Here is a 22,384-nt window from a genome sequence, read left to right as displayed (position 1 = left end):
CAGTGACATCAAGGCGACCCAATATCCTGATCGTCATGGTCGATCAGCTCAACGGCACGCTGTTCCCCGACGGGCCGGCCGACTTCCTGCATGTGCCGCATCTGAAGGCGCTGGCCGCCCGCTCGGCTCGCTTTGCCAACAATTACACCGCCTCGCCACTCTGTGCGCCCGGCCGCGCCTCATTCATGAGCGGGCAATTGCCGTCGCGCACCGGGGTCTACGACAATGCGGCGGAGTTCGCCTCCTCGATCCCGACCTTCGCCCATCATCTGCGCGCCGCCGGCTACTACACCTGCCTGTCGGGCAAGATGCATTTCGTCGGGCCAGACCAGTTGCACGGTTTCGAGGAGCGGCTGACCACCGACATCTATCCGGCCGATTTCGGCTGGACGCCGGATTACCGCAAGCCCGGCGAGCGCATCGAATGGTGGTACCACAATCTCGGCTCGGTGACCGGCGCCGGTGTCGCCGAGACCACTAACCAGATGGAGTATGACGACGAGGTCGTGTTCCTCGCCACGCAGAAGCTCTATCAGCTTTCGCGCGAGCAGGACGATGCGGAGCATCGGCCCTGGTGCCTTACCGTTTCGCTGTCGCACCCGCACGACCCCTACGTCGCGCGCAAGCAGTACTGGGATCTCTATGAACACAGCCAGGCGCTGGACCCGGAAACGGGCTTCATCGCGCGTGACGATCAGGACGCGCATTCGCAGCGTCTCTATCATGCCTCCGACTACCCCTCCTTCGACATTACCCGCGAGCAGGTGCGTCGTTCACGGCGCGGCTATTTCGCCAACATTTCCTATGTCGACGACAAGCTTGGCGAGCTTCTGGACGTTCTCAAGCGCACGCGCATGCTCGACGACACCACCATCCTGTTCTGCTCCGACCATGGCGACATGCTGGGCGAGCGCGGCCTGTGGTTCAAAATGAGCTTCTTCGAGGGCTCTGTGCGGGTGCCGCTGATGATCGCCGGCAATGGCGTGCCATCAGGGCTGATCGAGGCGCCGGTTTCCAATCTCGACGTGACGCCGACGCTCTGCGACCTCGCCGGCATCGACATCGGGGCGATCGCGCCATGGACCGACGGCCAGTCGCTGCTGCCGCTTGCCAAGGGCGGGCAGCGCACCACGCCCGTGTTGATCGAGTACGCAGCCGAAGGCTCCTACGCGCCGCTGGTGGCGATCCGCGACGGCAAATACAAATTCGTCCATTGCGAGCTCGACCCGCCGCAACTGTTCGATCTCGAAGCCGACCCGCTCGAGCGCGACAACCTCGCCAACGATCCGGCGCACACTGCCCTCGTGACAGCTTTCACAAGAGCAGTCCGGGCGCGTTGGGACATGGTCGCCTTCGACGCCGCGGTGCGCGAGAGCCAGGCGCGCCGGTGGGTCGTCTACCCGGCGCTGCGCAATGGCGCCTATTACCCGTGGGATTTCCAGCCGCTGCAAAAAGCATCGGAGCGGTACATGCGCAACCACATGAATCTCGACAATCTCGAAGAGAGCAAAAGGTATCCGCGAGGCGAATGATGACAACAACGTTCGTTCCCTCCCTCGATCATCTCAAGCAGGCCTATGCCGTCACCTCCAGGGCGACGCAGATCACGCCGTTGCTGGAATCCGCGGCGCTCGCCAAGGAGACCGGTGCTGCGCGCGTGTTCATCAAGCCGGAATCGCTGCAATGGGCGGGCTCCTTCAAGGTGCGCGGCGCCTATTGGCGGCTGAAGCGGCTGTCGCCTGACGAAGCCAGGAAAGGCGTCGTCGCCTACTCCTCCGGCAATTTCGCGCAAGGGCTGGCGGCTGCCGGCCAGGCGCTCGGCATTCCCGTCACCATCGTCATGCCGATCGATGCGCCGGCCGCCAAGCGGGATGCCACCGCTGGCTATGGCGCGCGCGTCGTGCTGACCGATCATGGCGAGCGCGCCCGTGAAGAGGTCGCGGCCGCCAAGGCGCGCGAGATTGCCGAAACCGAAGGGCTGGCGTTGCTGCATCCATTCGACGATCCGGAGATCGTCGCCGGCCAGGCCGGCGCCGGGCTCGAAGCGCTCGAACAACTTGAGGCAAAGGACGCCAGTGCCGACCTCTTGTTCTGCTCGGTCGGTGGTGGCGGACTGATCGGCGGTGTGTCGCTCGCCTTCCACTATTTGTCGCCGGCGACCGAGATCATCGGCGTCGAGCCGGAAGGGTTCAACGGCATGGGGGCGTCATTGGATCACGGCGCCATCGAGACCATGCCGATCGCGCCGAAATCGATCTGCGACGGGCTGATGTCGCGGCGGCCGGGCGATGCGCCGTTCGCGGCGGTCAAGACCGCCGGCGTGCGCGGCATCACCGTCGACGATGCATCTGTGCGGCGGGCAATGAAGATCGCCTTCGAGCGGATGAAGCTGGTGCTGGAACCGTCGGGCGCGGCGTCGCTGGCGGCACTGCTCGGCGGCAAGGTGAATGTGGCGGGTAAAACCGTCCTGGTTGTGGCTACCGGCGGCAACGTTTCGCTCGCCGATTTCATGGCGCATATGAACCATGCTTGAAGCAGATTTCGTCATTATCGGCTCCGGCTCGGCCGGCTCGGCCATGGCCTACCGGCTGTCGGAAGACGGCAAGCATTCGGTCATCGTCATCGAGTTTGGCGGCACCGATATCGGACCGCTGATCCAGATGCCGTCGGCGCTGTCGATCCCGCTCAACATGAGCCTTTACGACTGGGGCTTTGCCAGCGAGCCGGAGCCGCATCTCGGCGGCCGCGTGCTGGCGACGCCGCGCGGCAAGGTGATCGGCGGTTCGTCCTCGATCAACGGCATGGTCTATGTGCGCGGCCATGCCCGCGACTTCGACCATTGGGCCGAAGAGGGCGCGACCGGCTGGAGCTTCGCCGACGTGCTGCCCTACTTCAAGCGGATGGAAGACAATGACGGCGGCGAGGATGGCTGGCGGGGCCATGGCGGGCCGCTGCACGTCCAGCGCGGCCCGCGCAAAAATCCGCTCTACGGCGCTTTCGTCGAGGCCGGCCGCCAGGCCGGCTTTGAGCTGACCGACGACTACAACGGTTCGAAGCAGGAAGGCTTCGGGCCGATGGAGCAAACCATACGCGGCGGCCGCCGCTGGTCGGCGGCATCAGCCTATCTGAAGCCGGCTCTCAAACGGCAAAATGTCAGTGTGGTCAAAGGTTTCGCCCACAGGGTAATCATCGAGAATCAACGCGCCGTCGGCGTCGAGATCGAAGCTCACAAACAGATTCAGGTCGTTAAGGCACGACGTGAGGTAATCGTTGCCGCATCGTCGATCAATTCGCCCAAGATCCTGATGCTGTCCGGCATCGGCCCGGCCGCGCATCTCGCCGAAAACGGCGTCCAGGTCGTGGCCGACCGGCCAGGTGTCGGCCGCAATCTGCAGGATCATATGGAGCTCTACATCCAGCAGGAATCCACGCAGCCGATCACGCTGAACTCGGTGCTCAACCCGTTCTCCAAGGCGCTGATCGGGGCGCAGTGGCTGTTCTTCAAGACCGGCCTCGGCGCCACCAACCATTTCGAGGCCGCGGCCTTCGTGCGCTCGCAAGCCGGCGTCGACTACCCCGACATCCAGTACCACTTTATCCCGGCGGCGGTACGCTATGACGGCAAGGCGGCGGCCAAGGCGCATGGCTTCCAGGCGCATGTCGGACCGATGCGCTCGAAGTCGCGCGGCTCGGTGACGCTGCGCTCGCCCGACCCCAAAGCGACGCCGGTCATCCGCTTCAACTACATGTCGCATCCAGACGACTGGACGGAGTTCCGCCACTGCATCAGGCTGACCCGCGAGATCTTCGGCCAGAAGGCTTTCGACAGTTTTCGAGGCAAGGAAATCTCGCCGGGCTCGCACGTCCAGTCGGACGAGGATCTCGATGCCTTCATCCGGGATCATGCCGAGAGCGCCTACCACCCGTGCGGCACCTGCAAGATGGGCCGCGCCGACGACATCATGAGCGTGGTCGATCCGGAATGCCGCGTCATCGGCGTCGAAGGACTGCGCGTCGCGGACTCCTCGATCTTCCCGCGCGTCACCAACGGCAATCTCAACGCGCCGTCGATCATGACCGGCGAGAAGGCATCCGACCACATTCTCGGCCGCACGCCGCTGGCGCCGTCCAACCAGGAACCCTGGATCAATCCGCGCTGGCAGGTCGCGGATCGATAGGGCATTGTCCAGCGAAGATCATTGGAGACTTCATATGCGCGCCCAGCCAACGGCATCGCACTATGTCAACGGCCGCTACATCGAGGATGAAGGTGGTGCGCCGCTGCCGGTGATCTATCCGGCGACGGGCGAGATCATCGCCACCTTGTATTCGGCGACGCCGAATGTGCTGGAGCTGGCGATCGAAGCCGCACGCGCGGCACAACCGGCCTGGGCGCGGATGAAGCCGGTTGAGCGCGGCCGCATCCTGCGCCGCGCCGCCGACATTTTGCGCGCCCGCAACGCCGATCTCGCGCGCATCGAGACGCTGGATACCGGCAAGGCGATCCAGGAAACGCTGGTGGCGGACGCGCCGTCGGCGGCCGACTGCCTCGAATATTTCGGCGGTGCGGTCGCTGCCTTCAACGGCGAGGCCATCGATCTCGGCGGACCCTTTGCCTATACGCGCCGCGAGGCGCTTGGCGTGTGCGTCGGCATCGGCGCCTGGAACTATCCTATCCAGATCGCCGGCTGGAAATCCGCGCCGGCGCTCGCCATGGGCAATGCCATGGTGTTCAAGCCGTCGGAGAACACCCCGCTGTCGGCGCTGGCGCTGGCCGAAATCTACTCAGAGGCTGGCCTGCCCGACGGGCTGTTCAACGTTGTGCAGGGCTATGGCGATGTCGGTGCCGGCCTTGTCGGCCATGATGTCGTTGCCAAAGTGTCAGTGACCGGCTCGGTGCCGACCGGCCGCAAGGTGCTGTCGCTGGCCGGCTCGAAGATGAAGCACGCGACGATGGAGCTCGGCGGCAAGTCGCCGCTGATCGTCTTCGATGATGCCGATCTCGAAAATGCCATTGGCGGCGCCATGCTCGGCAATTTCTATTCGACGGGGCAGATCTGCTCCAACGGCACGCGCGTCTTCGTGCAGAGCGGCATCCACGACCGTTTCGTCGACCGGCTGGTCGAGCGGACGAAAAAGATCCGCATCGGCGATCCGCTCGATCCAGAGACGCAGATGGGACCGCTGGTCAACAAGGCGCAGCAGGAGAAGGTCGTCTCCTACATCAAGGCCGGCCAGCAGGATGGAGCGACGCTGGCCTGCGGCGGCAACGTACCGTCGCTGCAGGGTTTTGATGGCGGCTTCTTCGTCGAGCCGACGGTGTTCACCGGCGTCACCGACGGAATGCGCATCGCGCGCGAGGAGATTTTCGGACCGGTGATGAGCGTGCTGAAGTTCGACGGCGAGGACGAGGTGATCGACCGTGCCAACGACACCGAATTCGGCCTCGCCGCCGGTGTGTTCACCCGCGACCTGCAGCGCGCGCATCGCGTCATCGCAGAGATGCAGGCCGGCACGTGCTGGATCAACGCCTACAATCTGACGCCGGTGGAAATCCCGTTCGGTGGGGTGAAGCAGTCCGGTATCGGGCGCGAGAATTCGCTGGCGGCGCTGGCGCTCTATTCGCAGTTGAAGGCGGTGTATGTCGAGACCGGGGACGTGGCGAGCCCTTATTGATTGGCGAAAGCGGGCGAGCGCCTAATCTCCCCCCTTGAGGGGGAGATGTCGCCGAAGGCGACAGAGGGGGTCGCCGCGCGTGAAGCACCAACCTTCATCGATCGCAAGGAGGTCGCATCCAGTCGAACCGACCCCCTCTGGCCTGCCGGCCATCTCCCCCTCAAGGGGGGAGATCAGCAGCTTCAGCGCCTCACCCCTTCTGCGCCGTTCCATCCAGATACTGCGTCAGCGCGCAGACCAGATGATAGAAGATGCTGGCCGGCACGTCCGATGCCAGCGAGCGGCCGCGTTCGTCGATGCGGTCGATCCAGAGGCCGAGCGGGGCCGGGTCGACGTGCCAGCGGAACAGGCGGCCGACTCGCGCCTCGATCTCGGGCTTGAGATCGGGACCGCCGGAGCCATCCAGTGCGATCGCCGCCTTGATCGCTTCGGCCTGCGGCCAGCTGCGCGACACAAGTTCGAGCGGCAGGCCCTGTCTTGAGACAGCGCCGTAAGCAAGGCCGGTGGCGCGGTTGAGGCCGTTGGCGATCGCCGAGGCGTAGAGCTTGCGGGCAAAATTGCTCAACTCGCTCTGGCCGCTACGGGCGGCAAAGTCGGTGAGCAGCGAGGCCCATTCGAAATGGTGGCCGGGCTCGGTCCATGTGCCCTTCTCGCCGGCCGCGGGTTTCCATCCCGCGTCAAAAAATTCGCCGAGCGTCCAGCTCTCGGCGTCGAAGAAATGGCTGCGGAAGAGGTCGATGATGCGGGCGGCGCGTCGCAGATAGGTGCGGTCGCCCGTCGCCTCGTACCAGGCCAGGAAAGCCTCGAGCAGATGCATATGCGGGTTGGAGCGCCGTTCGCCCTCGCCGTCCGATGTCTCGAGAAAACCGGTCATGCGGGCATCCTCGAGATGCGCGTCGAGGAACACAAAGGTCTCCTGGCCCAGCCGCAATGCCTCGGGGTTGCCGCACATATGCGCATGCGCCAGCGCCAGCAGCACGCAGGAATGGTCGTAGGCATCCTCGGTGGCATCGGCGACGGAGCCGTCGACATTGAGCGTGCGCACCCAGCCGCCCCGGTCCGTGCGACCCTTGCCGGCCATGAAGGCGATGCCATGGGCAATCAGTCGGTCCGCCGGTCCGTCCCAGCCGCGCGCCTTGGCAACAGCGAAGGCGTAGATCTGCCTGGCCGTCGTGCGCATGCGCTTGGGTTTCACCATCGGCTGGGCATCGAAGCCGAGCGCCTCGTGAAAACCGCCATGGCGCTCGTCGACGCCTGCCGTCGACCACAGCGGCAAGGTCTCTTCGAACAGCCAGTGATGCACGCGCCGCCGCCAGGCGCCGCTTTCGATGACGCGGTCATGCGCGGGCGTGAACCTGGTTTCCAGCCGGCCCGATTTTTCCAGCTGCTCGACGATCTTCTTCACATGCTGGCTGTGGCTGACCGGCGCGACGAAAGTGGCGTCGGCGGTCGAGACGATAGCGACATCCTTCATCCCGATCGCCGACAGGAGCCGGCCGTCGCTTCTGATGTAGGAATTCTCGCAATCGATGGCGACGACATCGCCGACGACGACATTGCCCTTGGCATCGGCAGGGCCGACATCGAGCAGCGACTGCCAGGAGCCGAGGTCGTTCCAGCGGAAGCCGGCCGGCACCATGGCAATGTCCTTGGCCCGCTCCATGATGGCGTAGTCGATCGAGTTCGACGGGATGGCGGCGTAGAGCTCCAGCGGCATATAGAGGCCGGACAGATCCGATGTCGCCGCCTTGTAGGCCGCTTCCGTGGCTTGCCAGATGTCCGGCTGGAACGCCGCGAACGCGTCGCGCATGGCGCCGGCGCGAAACAGAAAGATGCCGGTGTTCCAGTAGAAAGTGCCGGCCTTGAGATAGCTCTGCGCGGTGGCAAGGTCAGGCTTTTCGACGAAACGGGAGACGTCGAAGACGCCGCTGTTCTCGCCTGACACCTCGATATAGCCGTAGCCGGTCTCGGGCTGCGTCGGCCTGATGCCGAACACCACCAGCCGGCCAGCAAGGGCTGCCTCGCTGCCGACCTCGACGCTCTGCCAGAACTGCTTCGGCGTCGCGATTTCGTGGTCCGACGGCACCACCAACACCAGGCTGTCGCCAAACTCGGACAGCGTGCGCAATGCAGCCAGCGCCACGGCAGCAGCGGTGTTACGGCCGGTCGGTTCGAACAGCGGACCGCCGCCCGAGAGGTCAAGGCCGGCAAGGTCGGCATGGACGCGCTCGGCATGACGCTCGGCGGCGATCAGGAAGATCGGCGTCTCGCCTTCCGGCCGTGCCGTCAGCCGGCGCAGCGTCTTGGCCAGCATCGAGCCGTCGCCGGAAAGATCGTGGAACTGTTTTGGATTGTCCTCGCGCGACAGCGGCCAGAGCCGCGAACCGACACCGCCACTCATGACAAAACTGACAATGCGCTCGGTCATTCGGGTCTCGCGCTCAAGAGTTGTTGGTCGATTGGGTAGCACGCATGCCTTTAAGCCGTGTTTACCTGGCTGGAAATCCGCTCGGCTGCCAGCTCGATGAAGGCCTTGACCAAGGGCGAAAGGTGACGGCTGCTCGGATAGAGGACGTGGAGGCCACCGGCCGGCGTCGTATGCTGCTTGAGAACGCGCCGCAACCGCCCTTCATTGATCAACCCCTCGGCAAGCACGTGGGGCAATTGGGCGATGCCGAAGCCCGCAAGTGTGGCTGCAATGACCGCCTGCATCTCGTTGGCGGCGAAGCGGCCAGCCACGGCAACCGTCTCCTGGCCGCGCGGCCCATCCAGCACCCAGTGGGCACCCGACGTCGATGGGCCGGCGACGACGCATTGATGGCGCGCGAGATCCACTGGCTCTTCCGGCACGCCGTGGTGCGCGAGATAGTCCGGGCTGGCGCAGAGCAGCCTGTGCGTGGAGCCGAGCTTGCGAGCGATCAGCGTCGAATCCTGGAGCGCGCCGGTGCGGAAAGCGAGATCGATACCGTCCTCGACCAGATTGAGCCTGTCGTCGGTCAGGCGGAGCTCGACCTTGGTCTTTGGATACATTGCGAGGAAGTCGACGACGGCGCCGATAAGGAAATGGCCGCTAAAGCCGACCGGGGCCGAAATGCGAATCGTGCCCGACGGCTCCGCCCTGGTTTCGGCAAGACGCAGATTGGCCTCCTCGATCGTCCGCAGCGCCTGGCTGCTCTGCTCGTAATAGAGACGCCCGGCATCCGTCATATTGAGGCTACGCGTCGTGCGCTGCAGCAGGCGGACCCCCACCTCGCGTTCGAGCGCGGCAATGCGGCGGCTGACCGTCGTCTTGGGCATGGCCAGCAAGCGCGCCGCCGCCGTGAAGCTGCCGGCTTCGACGACGCGGGCAAATACGACGATGTCATTGAGGTCAAGCATTGTATCCAAAAACGGGACAAAGTTTTCCAATTATAGGCAGTTATGCATCAATGCGACAGACCCTAATTCTACTCCAGCGAACAAAAGGAGCAGACGAGATGATCAGCAAAAGAACCATACTAGTGACCGGCGCTACCGGCCAGCAAGGCGGCGCCGTGGCGCGCGCCCTGCTGTCGAAAGGACATCGGGTGAAGGCGCTGACGCGCAAGCCAGACAGCGAAGCCGCTCGGCATTTGGCGGCGGCGGGCGCCGAAGTGGTGGCTGGCGATCTCGCCGATACAGCCTCCGTCGTGAGGGCCGCCGGAGACGTCGACACCATGTTCCTGATGGGCAACAGCTATGAGGCCGGCATGGAAGAAGAGACCCGCCAAGGGATCCTTGCGGCCGATGCGGCGAAGGCTGCCAGCGTCGGGCATCTGATCTATTCTTCAGTTGCCAGTGCAGACAAGAAAACCGGCATTCCGCATTTCGACAGCAAGTATCTCGTCGAGAAACATGTCGTCGGGCTCGGCATCCCCTACACGATCAGCGCGCCCGCCGCCTTCATGGAGAATGTCGTTGCGCCGTGGTCGATCAGCGCGCTCAGCCAGGGCACCTATGCCTTCGCGGTGCCACCAAAGCGTGCCCTCCAGCTGGTCGCTCTGGCTGACATCGGCGCTTTCGTCGCCGCCTTGGCCGAGCGGCGCGAACAAGTGTTCGGCAAGCGCTTCGACTTTGCCGGGGACGAATTGTCGGGCGAAGAGCAAGCGAAAATCCTGTCGCAGGTCATCGGCCGACCCATCAGCTATCAGGAAATCCCGATCGCCGTGGCACGCCAGCAGAGCGAGGATGCCGCGCTGATGTTCGAATGGTTCGACCGCGTCGGCTACGATGTCGACATCGGCGCCTTGCGCAAGGAATTCCCGGAGGTCCGCTGGCACAGTTTTGCCGACTGGGCACGAGAATTCGACTGGAGTGTGCTTGGGCAGGCGACTTCCGCCGCCTGACTATTCCTGCCCGAACCGAAACGTGGGAACCTAGAAGGTCTGGTTGTAGGCGCCTACTTCGGGACTGCGGCGCAGCACGGCGTCGACGGCCTCGAACATCTGACGGCGGCGGTCGGACGATACCGGGCTTTCGACAACCACGACAAGCTCCGGCTTGTTCGACGACGCCCGCACCAGCCCCCAGGTGCCATCCTCGGCAACGACGCGCACGCCGTTGACGGTGATGAGGTCCGATATCTTCTGGCCGGCAAAAGCCTCGCCGTCGCGCTGCATTGCCTGGAAGTCAATCACCACGCGTTCGACCACGCCGTATTTCACATCGTCGGCGCAATGCGGCGACATGGTCGGCGTTCCGAAGGTCAGCGGCAGTGCGCGGTAGAGATCGGCCATCGAGCTTTTCGGATTGCGCTCTAGCATCTGGCAAATGGCTATTGCCGTGATGAGACCATCATCGTAGCCGCGGCCGATCGGCGGGTTGAAGAAGAAATGGCCTGACTTTTCGAAGCCGGCGACGGCGCCGAGCTCGGCAACGCGGCGCTTGATATAGGAGTGGCCGGTCTTCCAGTAATCGGTGACGGCGCCATTGGCGCGCAGCACACCGTCGGTGTTGAACAGCCCGGTCGACTTGACGTCGACTACGAAAGTCGAGCCGGGATACTGGCTCGAAATATCCCGCGCCAGCATGACGCCGACCTTGTCGGCGAAGATCTCGTTGCCTTCATTGTCGACCACGCCGCAACGGTCGCCGTCACCGTCGAAGCCCAGCCCGACATCGGCGCCGGTCTCCAGAACCTTGTCCCTGATGGCATGCAGCATCTGCATGTCCTCCGGGTTCGGGTTGTAACGCGGAAAAGTATGGTCGAGCTCGACGTCGAGCGGGATCACCTCGCAGCCGATGCGCTCCAGCGCCTGCGGCGCGAAGGCACCGGCGGTGCCATTGCCGCATGCCGCCACGACCTTCAGCTTTCGCGCGATGCGTTTGTTCCCGACAAGGTCGTCGAGATAGGTCTCGCGAAAACCAGAGACGAATTCATAGGAGCCGCCGCCGGCAAGATGGAAATCGCCCGACAGCACGATCTGTTTCAGTGCGCTCATCTCCTCCGGCCCGAAGGTCAGCGGCCGCGCCGCGCCCATCTTGACCCCGGTCCAGCCGTTTTCATTGTGCGAGGCCGTGACCATGGCGACGGACGGTGTGTCGAGCGCGAACTGGGCGAAATAGGCCATCGGCGACAGCGCCAGGCCAATGTCTTTTACTCTGGCGCCCGCAGCCATCAGGCCGGACACCAGCGCCAGCTTGATGCCGAGCGAATAGGCGCGGAAATCGTGGCCGGTGACGATGTCCGGCCCGGCGCCAAGACGCCGAATCAACGTGCCCAGCCCCATGCCGAGCGCCTGGACGCCGATCAGGTTGAGCTCCGGCGGCTGCGCGGAGCCGGGGAGACCGAACCACCAGCGCGCATCGTACTCGCGAAATCCCGACGCTTTGATCAGCGCTTCCGTTTCGAATTCGAAGCTGTTGGGCCGGGCGTCGCCTACGATTTTCAGGGGCAAGACAGCAGAGCTCCAGATGGCGAAAACACGATTTATCGAGGCTGCTGCCTAGCACACAAGGCTTTAAGCGGGGTTTATCCCGGGCGGGAAATCCAAGCTTTGCGGCAATGCCCGACGAAAGCGAACGAAATGCGACAGAAGCGCTGCCATTGCCGCTTGCAGGAACGAAGTACGGCGGCTATAAGCCCGCGGTCTGGTCACGGAGTGTAGCGCAGCCTGGTAGCGCACCTCGTTCGGGACGAGGGGGTCGCAGGTTCAAATCCTGCCACTCCGACCAGAAAAAACAGACATTTAGGTGTCCGTTTCTCCCGACACCCCACAGATATCCCCACAGAAATGGAAAAGTAGTTGGCAGCTCTTCGCGGCTGGCAGGGTGTACCGCTCTCCTAAGCAGCGGTCAGTTGCCGGCAGTCGTCGGATGACTGCAATGGGGCCGCAAGCGGAAGGGCGGCTTTTGGCGTCGGAAGAACGATAGCGGACGCAACTGTCAGAAGGACTGATGCCTTGGCGTGACCCCAAAGCGGTCATTCCGGCAAGCCCGCTTTGCGCATGCCTTCAGCTAAATGCTGGCGGTCTTCGATGCGAAACAGCGGCTCCTTGGCCACGTATCTGGCAGTGGAGAATTCTGGGATCCGGCGCAGCAAACCAGCAACGCAATCTCTCGCAAGATCGGGCTTGCCAGCCATTGCGTAGCTTGCGGCGAACCAAACCTGTTTCGAAAACGACAAAGAACTTGATCGGCGCATGTTGGCAATGGCGTCGTCATAGCGGCGCGCGTTGAAGTAGACGGCGGCGAGTTCGCCCCAATACCAATAAGGGTTGAAGAATGGGTCGAGGCGCTTCGCCTCCAGCATCCCCTCAATGGCTCTCTCGGTTTTTACCAAACTCAGTCCTGATGGAAACACCGGCGAGTATGTCCTTGAAACTTCATGTGGCGAGGTCCGGGCACGGCATGTTGTCATCGCCACCGGTCCGTTCCAGCGTCCCCTAATCCCAGACTATAGCTGCGCTGTGCCGAAAACTATTTATCAGATCGACGCCATCCGCTACCGCAGTCCGGAAAGTCTTCCGCCGGGTCCCGTACTAGTAGTGGGCAGCGGTAACTCCGGCTGTCAGATTGCCGACGAACTTCTGCGCAGCGGCAGGCGGGTATTTCTGGCGATCAGCCGCCATGCCCGCGTGCCCCGGCGTTATCGCGGCAAGGATGTCATCTGGTGGTACGAAAACTTGGGCCGCTTCGATGTGGACATCGACACCTTTCCAGGCAGGAGATATCCGCCGCCCATCGTCATAACGGGTGTGGATGGGGGATACGACCTCGACCCACGTAGCCTCGGCCTTGCGGGTGCGACCCTTGTCGGACGCGTGTTGGGTATCAGCGATGACACGCTGATGCTTGCTGGCGACGCCGGCGAGTTGCTGGCCGCAGCCGACAAGAGCCATGCTGGTTTCATCGAGGTGGCGGATGCGCTGGCGACCACAATGAGTTCCGAACTCCATCAAAAGGAGACATCGGCGCCACTGGCGCCTGCCTGTGTCGATGGCATCCGCAGACTGAACCTGCGCCAAGAAAACGTCGGTAGCGTCATTTGGGCAACTGGGTATGGCTATAGTTTCGACTGGTTGAAGCTGCCGGTCACCGATGCCAATGGCGTTCCAATCCAACAGCGCGGCATAACCGCCTGCCCCGGGGTCTATTTCCTCGGACTGCACTGGATGCACACGTGGCGGTCAGCCATTCTTCCCTTCGTCGGCCAGGACGCGGCCTATCTCGCCGATCACATTGACCGCTTATGTTTGACGTGAATGCCTCCACGCGTGCATCTTGCTCGACGGCTTACCAGGAAGGTCGATGTTCGAGATTCCAAATAAGGTGGCGATCATCACCGGATCGACAAGGGGCATCGGCTTGGCGATAGCCCAAGCTTTTGGGCAAGCTGGAGCCAAGATTGTCATCTCCAGCCGCAAGAAGGAGAATTGTGAGGCAGGTCTCAGACACCTCAAGATGCAAGGGATCGAAGCGATTTCCCAACCTTGTAACATGAGCAAAAGAGATCAGGTCGAACAACTGGTCAATAAAACCATTAGTCAGTACGGCCGTCTGGACATTGTCGTCGGCTGCGCGGCTTCCAACCCCTTCTTCGGATCTCTCACCGACATTGAAGACTCTGCTTTTGAAAAGATCTTTGCCACCAACCTGCAGGGCAATCTCTGGCTGTGCAAGGCGGCGCTTCCTCATATCGCAAACGCTGGAGGCGGATCGGTGATAATGATTTCGAGCATTGCCGCCCTGCGCGGTACTGAGGGCATCGGTGCCTATGGGGTTTCGAAGGCTGCGCTGATCCAACTGACGCGCAACTTGGCGGTTGAGTGGGGCCCGAAAGGTATTCGCGTCAATTCCATAGCGCCCGGCCTCATCAAGACGGAGTTCGCGCGGGAACTGTGGGAAGATCCGGAACGGCTGGAGAAAATCGAGAATCGCACGCCACTGCGTCGGATAGGAACGCCAGAAGACATTGCCGGGGTTGCTCTGTTTCTGGCGTCCGATGCCAGCGCCTATGTAACGGGGCAGGTCATCATCGCGGACGGAGGCGAACTGATTTCCTGAATCCGCCGCCAACCTGTCACGTGGAACAGAGACGAGCACGGGTCGACCCTCATGAGTTTCGCAGCCCACCCCCTTGACACCAACCTCAGCGCTTCAGCCGAACGATATCCCACAAAGCCCGCCGTCTTCATCGACGATCGTGTCGTTACCTATGAAGAACTCGATCAATTGGCAAATGCGGTGGCCGCGTTCCTGCAATCCACATTGTCGCTGGCGCGCGGCGAGTTAGTGCTGCTTATCCTCGAGAACGAGCTGGAATTCATCGTTTCCTATTATGCTGTGCTGCGAGCCGGCGGCGTCGTCGTTCCCATAAATCCGAGAAAGACGGCGCGCGAAGTGCATCAGATCCTGGCTGATGCGAGGCCAGGACTCGCGGTCACATACGGCGCTCAGGCGTCACTCTTGCTGGCGGGGCCGATTGAATGCCTGCGCGGTGGATTGATTGTTGGGGCCCCAGAAACCAACCGATTAAATGTCGGCCCCGCCGGACAGCAGTGGGAATCCTTCGAGCGGGCCACAGATTGCGGAGAGATGCCTGCAAAGCGAGGGGTGCAAAGTCATGACCTTGCGCTGATCGTCTATACCTCGGGCACCACAGGCGATCCGAAAGGGTGCGCACACCTGCATGGCGGGATCCAGCGCGCTATCGCAAGCACGCGCAAGGCCAGCGCTATCACGTCGGATGATGTCGCTCTGGTAAGCCTTCCGCTTTACCACGTCACCGGCATGCAAAGCTCTATGAACGTGCCGATCGCAGCGGGCGCGGCGCTTGTCCTTGCAGGGCGGTGGGATCCGGAGATCGCCGCAAAGTTGATCGAGCGTCACAAGGTCACGTGTTGGCGCAACATCGCGACCATGATGAAAGATTTTGTCGAAGCGACAAGTATCGCAAGATTCGACCTATCGAGTCTGAAGTTCCTGGGTGGCGGTGGCGCTGCCATGCCAGTTTCCCTGCACGAGCGGGTCTATGCTGTCACCGGCCTGCACTATATCGAGGGGTTCGGCATGACTGAAACCATGGCGGCGACGCACATGAATCCGCGCGCTGCGCCGAAGCCGGGATCGATCGGCCTCCCGCTCGAGCGCGTTGAAGCGAGTATCGTCTCACTTGACACAGGAGAACCTTGCGAGACCGGCGTCGACGGAGAGCTTGCTATCGCCTCGCCGCAACTGTTCAGCGGATATTTCGGCCGGCCATCGGAAACGGAGGCCACCTATATGCATCGCAATGGGAAGAAGCTCTTTATGACAGGCGACATAGGCCATGTGGATGCCGACGGCTTCTTCTTCATCACCGATCGCCGCAAACGGATGATCAACATCTCCGGGTTCAAAGTCTGGCCTGCCGAGATCGAGAAGGTGCTGATGTCGCATGCCGATGTCGCCGACGCGGGCGTGATTGGCATCGAGGACGAACGGCGCGGGCAGTCGGTCAAGGCTCTGGTCGTGCTGAAGCCGGGCAGACCTGAGGAGGATGCTTCTGCAAAATTGACCGCATGGTGCAAGGAGAACTTATCGTCGTACAAGATTCCACGAATTTTCGAGTATAGAAAATCTCTGCCCCGTACATCGACAGGAAAGCTCGATTGGAAAGCCTTGCGTTAATTGTTTCCCTTCGAGTTAACCGGGCGATAGAACACGGTTCTGGATGTCGATCTTGAGGATGCCTTGAACTTGCCGAAGCAACCGCGGAGGTTGAAGGTCCGCTAGTAGTTCCCTCACCACAAGCTGACCTACTGCTTCCGGGCAAAGGCTGCCGGACCGGCGTTGGCACCAGCGAACCCAGGGGATGCGCTAATTGCAGACCTTCGTCGTATGATTTGATGTATACTGAGCGAACGGTGTCATCAGATCTATGGGATTGGCGGTATGATCGAAGGTGGCTGTCTTTGTGGGGCGATCCGATACCGATCAATGAAGGCCCCGACTGCAGGAGCCTTCTGCCATTGTCGGATTTGTCAAAAGGCCTATGGCGGTCCGCATATGGCCGGTCTTCGTTTTGACGACGGCGTAGAATTCACACAGGGAACGCCCACCTATTTTCGATCAAGTGAAGTGGCACAACGCGGATTTTGTACTGGATGTGGTTCCCCGCTCGTGTTCGTCTACGACAAAGCTCCTGACATGTGGATAATGATTGGCTCGCTCGACCATCCCGAGGATTGGCCGATGACCGCAGAAGCCTTGTGGGGACAGGTCGTTCACACTCAGACTAACTACAAAATCGAATGGGAGGTTTTGAATGACGGACTTCCACAGGTAAAGAGCCCGTTTCGCGACGCTGCTGAAGCTTTATTGTGTCGTTAGATTCAAAGGCAGGAATCGCCACTCTTTGCTCTTTTTCTCGGCGAATACTGATCTCCAACAACTTTCGCTTGGCAGGTAGGAGCCGACGCTAGCCGGCGATTGATGACCAATCGCCGGCTGTTATTGCGTTAGTTGGCGCTTGCTACAGGCGCGACTAGTGGCGTGATGCGGCGGATGCCAACCCGCCGATTTTCACGAGCGGCTTCTTCAGTCTTCACCTTCAGATACTGCTCGCCGTAACCCTGCGTTACCAAGTTTTCCGGTGGAATTGCAAAGCTGTTGGTAAGGGCGGACGCGACGGATTCGGCGCGCCTGTCCGATAGCGCGAGATTGGCTTCGTCCGAGCCGACAGCGTCGGTGTGACCTTCGATCAGAAAGGTTTCAGCCGGATTCTCGCCCAATAGTTTCTCCATGGCCTCGGCCAGACCCTTCAGCTTTCCCAATTCGCCTTCAGCTATATCAGCTGACCCGGTCTCGAAAGTCAGCGTATCGAGGTCCACGCGGCGGACAATGTCACGAAGACGGGCCGAGCGCTTCACTTCGTCAACGGAGTAGAGTCGTTGGATGCGCTCGACCGGAGGCTGGTCCAGAAACGTGTAGTATCGCTGCGGGTCGTCTTCGTCGGCCGCATCTAGGACATACTCATTCACCGGAATCGTGAGCCGGATTGGGGGCAGATCGAGGCCAGGATCCCGCCAGTTGTTGTCGCGGTAGTATTCATCGTCAACATAGACCATCACGAACTCGCGGCCATCCGCGGTGATGCGGGAGCGCCGGATCACGTTGCCATATCGATCCCGCACAGTGACAATTTGGTTGCCGTTCTCGCGCACGATCGTCTCGCGGGTGCGGCCACGGGAAAGGTCTTCATAGTAGACCTCCTTGGCGCCGCGAGTCATGCGCGGCCGGTCGTTACTTTCAACAGTGATATGGTCGCCGAACTGGATAATAATCCGGTCGCCGATCTCACGGACCACGTCGGTTCCCTCCGGACGCTCGCGCTTTCGCCCCTCCTCCTCGGGCGAGCGGTCTCGCCGCGAGCCTTCTTCTGACTTGACGGACTCAATCTTCTTAGGCTGGGCAGCCTCGGTCGCTGCAGCGTCCGACGTCGGAGGGGGACCAGCATCTGAGGGTGCCGGTTGGTCCGTCTGCTCTCCCGTCGTTGCTGGTGCTGGTCCATTGCTCGGAGCAGATTCCTTCTGACTATCCAAAACAGGGGCTGCATCGGGGTTCGCAGGTGCGGCGCTCGCGTCGGCGGGTGCTTGACCCGCCTTTGCGGGCTGCTCAGTTGCAGCCGGAGCTCCCGTTGCCGGAGCCTCGGTTTGCGGTGCAGTTGGCTCCTTCGCGGGCGGAGGCGTGGTAGCAGGCTGCTCGGTTGCAGCAGGCGCTTCCGGTTGAGCTTGAGGCTGCGGAACCGGCTCGGTCGCAGCCGGAGGCGCAGTAGCAGGCTGCTCGGTCGTAGGTGCTTTGGGTTGTTCTGGAGGCTGAGGAGCCGGCTCGGCTGGGGCCTCTGACGGACTGAGGGTAGGCTCTGCCGTTGGTGCAGCTTCTGCAGGGGCCTTCTCTGCAGGCGCGGGTGCGTTCTCAGGCGCTGGCGCGGGTGCCGGAGTAGGGTCTGCCGGTGGTGCCGGCTGCTCGGAAGCTGGCGCCTCGTTGGCCTGGCGAGCGGCACAGGCCTCGGCGCTTTCGCCCTCCTGGCAAGCGGACTGCGCTAGCATAAGCGGTGTCGCCTGCCTGGAAAGGTCGGCGCTCTTTTGCAACGGGTAGGCGCCTATCGGCGAGGACGCCATCAGCAAGCCAAGCGCGGTCCCCGAGATTATCTGTCGTTTGTACTTCATGGTTTTTGGAGTTCCTTGAGACGTGTCCCGTCGCCATTAAAACACTTCTCGATCCCAATCGTTCCAATAGGCTGAGCCTGCTTCAGCTGGTATGAAGCTGTGGGGCTACCAATTTTGGTCATTTCACGTTTGCGCATTCCCGAAACGATGATCCGCCCGGGCGGTGGTTTTGGCTGAGGGAGACGCCGGAAAGCGTTCGAAGGGTCGAGCTACCGGCGGAACGCATGTTCTCCTGGAGAAGGTTGGATGTCGGTTCCTCTCCCTCTACCAGTCCTCACAAACGGCCCGCGACAACCGTTGGCAACCGAGGTTACTCTTGCAAGCTGGCAGCCGCGCGCCCGGTGGTTGTCAACCAGTCGTGAACTCCACCGATCTAGACAACAAATCCGGCGTCAGGGCAATTCGACACCCTCTCGCCGCGCGGAAAATGCCTCACGCAGCAACCTCTCCTCACGGATTTAGTCTAGAAGGGATGAAGTCTACCGCCTTCCGCCGGCCATCTTCGTGGAAGGAGTTAGTCGCCGCAGGCCAAGCATCGCCGCGGCACCGATCAACGGTCCAGGCGCTAGAAACAAGAATGCCCAACGCCAGCCGCCAAGCAAGGCCGCCACGTGAGGCATCAATCCGATGACCAGCACCGTGAGCGCAAAGCCGAGCCCGAGTTGCACGGAGAGCGCCGTACCGACAAAGCGCCTGTCGCCAAGCTCCGTCACCGCCGCGGAGAACTGCGCGGAATCACCGATGACCGAGATGCCCCAGACAACTGCGATCAAGACGAACAGCCACAGCGGACCGTTGAAGACCAAGCCGATAGCGAGCGCGCAGAGACCTGACACAATCATCATTCCTGCCGTGGTCAGGCTGCGACCGAAGCGGTCAGACAACACGCCGCCAAGCAGGCAGCCGGCGACACCCGCCGCTATGGCGCAGAACGTCAGCAGTGATGCAAAAGCCGGCGACGGTTGACCCTGCACTTCGAGCGCAGACCGGGCATATGTGAGCAACCATGTCCACATGGCATAGAGTTCCCACATGTGGCCGAGATAACCGATATTGACCAACAGCAATGGCCGGTCCCCGAAAATTGCGCCTATCTGGCGCGGATCGAAGATCGCCTTGCCGAATGGATATGGCCCTTCGCTAGCGAAGAACCAGAATATCGTGGATCCGATGAGCGTCGCGGCGGTTGCGGCAAGCATTACCGATTGCCAGTCGAGCGAACCGGTGAGGGCCCGAAACAGATGCGGCAGCGCCGAACCCAGTGTCAACGCACCGATGACGGCGCCGAGCGCCAGTCCCCTGCCTCGTATGAACCAGGTCGAGACCAGCTTCAGCGCGGGCGGATAGACACCGGCCAACGCAACGCCGGTTAGGATGCGGGCAGCGACGATGACGACCGGGCCGGGCTGCAGCAGCAGGCAAGCATTGGCGGCGGCGGCAAGCAGCGCGGAAACCGCCATCAGCCGGTTCAGCCTGACGACATCAGGCAGATTGACGAGGCTCGAGATAAGCGCGCCGGCAACGAAGCCGATCTGCACGCCATTGGTCAGCCATGCCTCGATCGGGCCTGAGAGATGCCACGCCGCCTTCAGCTCGGGAGTGATCGCGGTCGCTGAAAACCAGGTGGTCAGCGACAACACCACTGCGAGGCAGAGTATGCCCAGCACGCTCCAGCGATGCCTATCCTCGACAATAACGGCCTCGGGCGCGCTATCAGAACTCAGTTGGCGCGCCATGATCAACCACCTAGCCGCGAGCCAGCGGCACGGTGAACACCGTCGCAGTGCCGGTTAGACAGACTTCGCCGGCCTCGTTGCGTACTGAGGTCTCGATCTTTCAGATCGGCTTGTCGGGACGTACTTCCTTGATCTCGACTCGGCCGGTGATCATCTCGTCGACTCCAACCGCCTTGACGAATTTCCAGGCGACCTCGAGGAAGACGGTGCCAGGGCCAGGAAGGTCCTCGGCCACAACTGCATTGAGGATGCCGGAGGTGACGCCGCCCTGAACGATCAGCTTGCCGAAGACAGATGCCTCGGCGAGCGCCTTGTCGTAGTGCAGCGGGTTACGGTCGCCGGTCATTTCGGTGAAAGCATGGATGTCTTCCAGGCGTGTGCGTCGCGAGCGTTCGGCAAAATCGCCCACTTGCGGCCGACCCTTGACGATGCCAATCCATCCGTCCTTCGTCTGTGCACTCATCGATGTATCTCCATCCGGTTGATTTTCGTGGATCAGCCCGGCTGCGTCAGCATCCAGGCGTGGTTCACCTAAGCAGAACGAAGGGCTTCGGCGCGCTGCTGCCACCAAGGCCACGGGGAACGTCGGGCTTGCATCTCCCGTTCAACGATCCGCTCGAATTCGGCTTTCATCACACTGCTGAACTGCCGATGCCTGGCCTCGATGTCGCTGAGCGTCCAGTCGAACGAGGCTATTGCGTCGGTGGCCTTGAGGATCTGCTCGGCGATAACGTCCCGTTCGCGTTGATAGGATGCGAAAGCTTGAGCCGATCCGTCGAGGACCGCACGCGCCAGGCTTTCGCTGTCTCGCAAAGCATCCGAAATGCCATGCGAGGTGATCGGGTCTCGGAAGAACCCGGCATCACCGACCAGCGCCCAGCCCGGACCATACACCTGGCGTAGGAAGCCCGGCACGCCGCGGAACACACGTATACGACCGTCGCTCAAACTATCGCCGTGGGCCGTCTCGGCCTGGGCGGCCAGCGCAGGAGAAAGTGACCGCAGGACAGCCATCCGGGCGTCTTCGTGGCCGCCCCGAAAGCGTTCGTCGAAATGTTCTGTCGGTACCGAGGCTACAATGCAGGCAAGGCCGTCATTTGTCGGGATGAACGAGCCGCTCACACCCTCCCGAAAATACCAATGATAGCTGCTCTCCGGCTCCGCCGGGACGTAGGCATACAGATGGGCAGCCGAGACTCGGCCGCGCCGCAGCGTCTGGGCTCCAGAGCGCTTCGCCACCAGCGAGCCAATCCCGTCGGCGCCAACTACGATGTCGGCTGTGACGGTATGAGGCGTCCCTTCAGAAGTGACTATCTTAACGCCGCGCATCCTGGCATCAGCGCCGCTGACGAGATCCGCAACAACCGTGTCGTGCAATACCTCGGCGCCGGCCTCGCGCGCGGCATCGACCAGCGTCCTATCCAGCAGCGTGCGCCTAGGAGCTATCAGGCCACGCAGCTGCTGACTCGCGCGCAGGGGTATGGTGATTTGCTCATCGCCGTAGTGGAAGGTGGTCGCGGTTATCAGCGGCGTGCCGGCGTCCAGCAGCCTTTGCAGCAGGCCCCAGCGGGACAGCTGGAGAACAGCGGGACGCATCAACGCGTGCGTCGAGAGCGTGTCCGACCCATAGGCCTTGCGGTCTACCGCAAGGACTCGCAGACCGGCTCGTGCGAGCAGCATGGCGGTCGAAGCACCTGCGCAGCGAGCGCCGACTACGATGGCGTCGTAATGGGAATAGGCTGGTTTGATGTACATCTTGATGTCCTTGGGGAGTCGGGTATTTGGACGGCGATCAAAGGTGCATCCGCGCCGACGCCGTTAAATTGGAACCGCGCTTGCGCGGGAAATCGAAACGCAACTCTGATTGGCTCGTTGACCGTTCGACGTAGTCGGTCAGATGCGCGGTTAGTTCCCGCGCGTCGTCTTCGGCGCCGTGAATGAAGCTCGATTTCCGGCGACGCAGATATGGCAGTCCCACCACATAGACTCCGGGAACGTCAGCAACGCCTCGATCGTGCTTCAGGTCGCCCTTGCGATCGAAGATCGGCAAATCCAGCCACGAAAAGTCCGGCCGAAAACCGGTGGCCCATAGCACCGTGCGAACGTCTTCGCCGAGTTTGAGCTTCAGTTGCGGCGCCGCGTCGATTGCAGTGGGGGCAAAGCGCTCGATGGGACCAACGCCGGACGGTGCATTCGCCTCTGCCCATTCGTCGATCGATGCGAGCAGCCGGTTCATCTTCAGGTCGGCAAGCGCGCAGACGTTGCGAAGCGTTCCTGAAAACTGGGCTGTTGCGTCGCGAGCGA

At 62.1% G+C, this 22,384-nt stretch carries 17 protein-coding genes, 1 tRNA gene and 1 pseudogene; 10 read left to right on the top strand and 9 right to left on the bottom strand.

Annotated elements, in window-relative coordinates; genetic code table 11:
• Positions 1-2: 2 nt before the first annotated feature.
• Genes betC through betB form a run of 4 tightly spaced genes read left to right on the top strand, consistent with a single transcriptional unit; the run spans position 3 to position 5,676 of the window.
• Positions 3-1,532, top strand: coding sequence for a choline-sulfatase (betC, locus tag AC1D1N_RS31365; RefSeq protein WP_477353185.1), 1,530 nt, complete (start codon positions 3-5; stop codon positions 1,530-1,532).
• Complete coding sequence (locus tag AC1D1N_RS31360; protein WP_352584787.1) at positions 1,532-2,533, top strand: threonine/serine dehydratase; 1,002 nt, start codon at positions 1,532-1,534, stop codon at positions 2,531-2,533. The genes betC and AC1D1N_RS31360 overlap by 1 nt, the downstream gene beginning before the upstream one ends.
• Positions 2,526-4,178 carry a choline dehydrogenase gene (gene betA, locus AC1D1N_RS31355; RefSeq protein WP_436258971.1) on the top strand — a complete coding sequence of 551 codons (1,653 nt, stop codon included), beginning with the start codon at positions 2,526-2,528 and terminating at the stop codon, positions 4,176-4,178. The genes AC1D1N_RS31360 and betA overlap by 8 nt, the downstream gene beginning before the upstream one ends.
• 34 nt (positions 4,179-4,212) lie before the next feature.
• Positions 4,213-5,676, top strand: coding sequence for a betaine-aldehyde dehydrogenase (betB, locus tag AC1D1N_RS31350; RefSeq protein ID WP_477353182.1), 1,464 nt, complete (start codon positions 4,213-4,215; stop codon positions 5,674-5,676).
• Between the two features lie 190 nt (positions 5,677-5,866).
• Here the strand turns inward: betB and AC1D1N_RS31345 are convergent, their stop codons facing one another.
• Together AC1D1N_RS31345 and AC1D1N_RS31340 are read right to left on the bottom strand one after the other, a co-directional pair.
• Positions 5,867-8,104, bottom strand: a complete 2,238-nt coding sequence (locus AC1D1N_RS31345) for a mannose-1-phosphate guanylyltransferase/mannose-6-phosphate isomerase (RefSeq protein ID WP_477353180.1) — start codon at positions 8,102-8,104, stop codon at positions 5,867-5,869.
• A gap of 50 nt (positions 8,105-8,154) precedes the next feature.
• Positions 8,155-9,054 carry a LysR family transcriptional regulator gene (locus AC1D1N_RS31340; protein WP_477353178.1) on the bottom strand — a complete coding sequence of 300 codons (900 nt, stop codon included), beginning with the start codon at positions 9,052-9,054 and terminating at the stop codon, positions 8,155-8,157.
• Between the two features lie 98 nt (positions 9,055-9,152).
• On the opposite strand from AC1D1N_RS31340, the gene AC1D1N_RS31335 reads away from it, so the two are divergent.
• Entirely contained in the window at positions 9,153-10,040 is an 888-nt protein-coding gene (locus tag AC1D1N_RS31335) for an NmrA/HSCARG family protein (RefSeq protein WP_477353176.1), read from the top strand.
• Between the two features lie 30 nt (positions 10,041-10,070).
• On the opposite strand, the gene AC1D1N_RS31330 is transcribed toward AC1D1N_RS31335, so the two are convergent.
• The gene (locus AC1D1N_RS31330; RefSeq protein ID WP_477353174.1) at positions 10,071-11,591 is read right to left on the bottom strand and encodes a phosphomannomutase/phosphoglucomutase; all 1,521 of its coding nucleotides are present in this window, start codon (positions 11,589-11,591) and stop codon (positions 10,071-10,073) included.
• 200 nt (positions 11,592-11,791) lie between these two features.
• On the opposite strand from AC1D1N_RS31330, the gene AC1D1N_RS31325 reads away from it, so the two are divergent.
• Positions 11,792-11,868, top strand: a tRNA-Pro gene (locus AC1D1N_RS31325).
• Between the two features lie 247 nt (positions 11,869-12,115).
• Here the strand turns inward: AC1D1N_RS31325 and AC1D1N_RS31320 are convergent.
• A complete protein-coding gene (locus AC1D1N_RS31320; RefSeq protein ID WP_477353172.1) occupies positions 12,116-12,445 on the bottom strand; it encodes a hypothetical protein in 330 nt (109 codons plus the stop codon).
• A gap of 7 nt (positions 12,446-12,452) precedes the next feature.
• Between AC1D1N_RS31320 and AC1D1N_RS31315 the strand changes: the two genes are divergently transcribed.
• From AC1D1N_RS31315 to AC1D1N_RS31300, 4 genes are all read left to right on the top strand, one after another.
• Positions 12,453-13,397, top strand: a complete 945-nt coding sequence (locus AC1D1N_RS31315; RefSeq protein ID WP_477353170.1) for an NAD(P)-binding domain-containing protein — start codon at positions 12,453-12,455, stop codon at positions 13,395-13,397.
• A gap of 46 nt (positions 13,398-13,443) precedes the next feature.
• Entirely contained in the window at positions 13,444-14,199 is a 756-nt protein-coding gene (locus AC1D1N_RS31310; protein WP_477353168.1) for an SDR family NAD(P)-dependent oxidoreductase, read from the top strand.
• Positions 14,200-14,250: 51 nt separating this feature from the next.
• Positions 14,251-15,804: an AMP-binding protein gene (locus AC1D1N_RS31305; protein ID WP_477353166.1), complete on the top strand. Its 1,554-nt coding sequence runs from the start codon at positions 14,251-14,253 to the stop codon at positions 15,802-15,804.
• 264 nt (positions 15,805-16,068) lie between these two features.
• The gene (locus AC1D1N_RS31300) at positions 16,069-16,506 is read left to right on the top strand and encodes a GFA family protein (RefSeq protein ID WP_477353164.1); all 438 of its coding nucleotides are present in this window, start codon (positions 16,069-16,071) and stop codon (positions 16,504-16,506) included.
• A gap of 128 nt (positions 16,507-16,634) precedes the next feature.
• Here AC1D1N_RS31300 and AC1D1N_RS31295 read toward each other — a convergent pair whose 3' ends face one another.
• The 5 genes and pseudogenes from AC1D1N_RS31295 to AC1D1N_RS31275 form a co-directional block, all read right to left on the bottom strand.
• The gene (locus AC1D1N_RS31295) at positions 16,635-17,483 is read right to left on the bottom strand and encodes an OmpA family protein (protein ID WP_477353162.1); all 849 of its coding nucleotides are present in this window, start codon (positions 17,481-17,483) and stop codon (positions 16,635-16,637) included.
• A gap of 1,340 nt (positions 17,484-18,823) precedes the next feature.
• Positions 18,824-20,080 carry an MFS transporter gene (locus tag AC1D1N_RS31290; RefSeq protein WP_477353160.1) on the bottom strand — a complete coding sequence of 419 codons (1,257 nt, stop codon included), beginning with the start codon at positions 20,078-20,080 and terminating at the stop codon, positions 18,824-18,826.
• 100 nt (positions 20,081-20,180) lie between these two features.
• A complete protein-coding gene (locus AC1D1N_RS31285; RefSeq protein ID WP_477353158.1) occupies positions 20,181-20,543 on the bottom strand; it encodes a MaoC/PaaZ C-terminal domain-containing protein in 363 nt (120 codons plus the stop codon).
• 68 nt (positions 20,544-20,611) lie between these two features.
• Positions 20,612-21,835, bottom strand: a complete 1,224-nt coding sequence (locus AC1D1N_RS31280) for an FAD-dependent monooxygenase (RefSeq protein WP_477353156.1) — start codon at positions 21,833-21,835, stop codon at positions 20,612-20,614.
• A gap of 37 nt (positions 21,836-21,872) precedes the next feature.
• A pseudogene (locus AC1D1N_RS31275) lies at positions 21,873-22,384 on the bottom strand (hypothetical protein); the annotation flags it as partial.

The sequence above is a fragment of the Mesorhizobium sp. P2_B5 genome, from assembly GCF_056404775.1.
The sequence above is the reverse complement of the archived record's forward strand: the minus strand, read 5'-3'. Positions and strand labels throughout refer to the sequence as shown.